Genomic DNA, 1,917 nt, shown 5'->3' on the forward strand with positions numbered 1-1,917 from the left:
TGGCATGACAAGAAACCAAGGCTTTCTTTAGAAAACACTTGGCAGCTTTCGCATCTCGTTTACGACTTAAATAAAAAGGTTCTGGTGCAAATAAAGGATATATCAACATTGGATGGCTAACAGTTTTTTTAATTCTGTTTCCATGGTATTTACACTCGGTTTACATGCAGACGATAAAAGATATCGAAAAGATAACTGATTTGAATTTGTTTTTTCATACATGATGTCTAAAATTTCCAAATCCTCATTTGATTGTACATCTAATAATGTATCTAATCGACAACAAGTTTCAGCGGATAATTGTTCGGAAATTGTATGATATAAATCTTTCTCATACGTATCAATAGCTGAATGAATCATGCGTTTTAAACTACCTTTAGAAGGTGGTTCTACTTTCCATTTGCGAAATAAATGATAAGCTTGATCCGATAAATCTTCCATATCATGTGTAAATTGTACTTGTTCTTTTAGCCATTGTATCAATTGAAGATTATCTTTTGAAGTAAGCTCTCTGAAACCAAAAAGATCACGAATGGTTTTTCGATGATCTGTATAACTTCTTTCTTTTCCGACCCATCTATAATGTTCAAAAAAATCTTTAGGTGACGCATCTATTTGATGTGCTAGATGTTGCACAATGTCTTTCGAGATATCTTGTTTTTCGCTAGGAAAACGAGCTTCCTGTTGAAAATATTTAAGTAAGACAGCAAATCCCAGGCGATTGGGATTTGTTTTTTTACTCAAAATTAAATGACGCTCATTTGGTAACAACGTATAGTACTCCAATAATTCTTCTTCAATCCCTTTTCTTTTCAATGTTTCTCCTCATTTCATAACATTTATTTAATAAATATTATAATTGAGAAAGATCGTAACCTTCAAGGACACCATATAAAACAACAGTCATTTTTACTATTATTGGAAAAAGTCCTGCGGACTAGAGCAGCTACCCTGTCACTAAGCCCTATGATTAGTGCAAAATAATAAAATATAAGGCTCATACTAATTGTAATACTATCATATTTAAATTGAAATACGACTCTAGGTACATATTTCGCAAGAAATCTATCCAATATAAAAATAATACCGCCATTTCACATAAGATTGTATCCCCAATAGACGAGACTGAATCCATTAAGCGGCTTAATTAAGTACAAAATTAAATGTAGACTATTGATTATGTTGTTTGTTTTTTATTAAATATTACGGTACGTGAAATTTTATATACCTCTTATTAAAAAGCTCCCATAGATCTTACACCTATGAGAGCTACCTAAGGGTATTTAGACTTTCGACTCCATTCTATTGTAACAGGCTTTCACCGTACATGAGAAACATAATGAACCAAAAACAGACAATCATAATAAGAAACTCTTTAACCCTTTGCTGAAAGGAAATACAACCTTCTTCCATTCTACATGCCCCTTTTCTTGATATCTTTTTATATGTTAAAATATAGAGGAAAGAAACCTGCCAATTTCTTTCCCAGATGGTAACTCAGACTTTTGCTCTTTGTTTGCTTATGCAAATGAAGAGCTTTTATTTTGCGTACTTATATTTGCTTTCTAACATCGCATAACGCAATAACTTTAACTTTGTTTCTTTTTTCAATGCTTTCCATTCCGATACAGCAATCTTCATTTTCCATTCCTCCAATAATTAAATTTGTTATTTATATAACTTATAAGTTCCAGTTGTAAATCTTTCTAATTTGTTTATCGCTAAACCCTTCATGGACAGCGAAGATTTCTGGAAAATCAGAGATACACAAATCAATAATTGTATTGTCTGTTGTTCTTATATAGTAATACTGAACAGCCCCTTCATAATTCGAATATAAAGGTTCTGTTGCAAAGTTTGAAAAAACATAAATCCGTTTACAAAATACAGTTATCGTTTAAGAAATTCTGAATAGTT

At 31.5% G+C, this 1,917-nt stretch carries 2 protein-coding genes and 1 pseudogene; all 3 read right to left on the reverse strand.

Translation table 11 applies throughout. The annotated features are described in order from the left end of the window. Positions 1 to 76, reverse strand: a pseudogene (locus tag JDS99_RS30505) (IS6 family transposase); the annotation flags it as partial. A 26-nt stretch (positions 77 to 102) separates the two neighbouring features. Beyond that, the gene (locus JDS99_RS32240; RefSeq protein ID WP_242475813.1) at positions 103 to 816 is read right to left on the reverse strand and encodes a DUF4158 domain-containing protein; all 714 of its coding nucleotides are present in this window, start codon (positions 814 to 816) and stop codon (positions 103 to 105) included. An 865-nt stretch (positions 817 to 1,681) separates the two neighbouring features. Continuing rightward, a complete protein-coding gene (locus tag JDS99_RS32885) occupies positions 1,682 to 1,894 on the reverse strand; it encodes a hypothetical protein (protein WP_472926340.1) in 213 nt (70 codons plus the stop codon). Positions 1,895 to 1,917 lie beyond the last annotated feature (23 nt).

Origin of the sequence: Bacillus cereus group sp. N6 (assembly GCF_016483705.1) — a bacterium.
Taxonomy (GTDB): domain Bacteria; phylum Bacillota; class Bacilli; order Bacillales; family Bacillaceae_G; genus Bacillus_A; species Bacillus_A wiedmannii.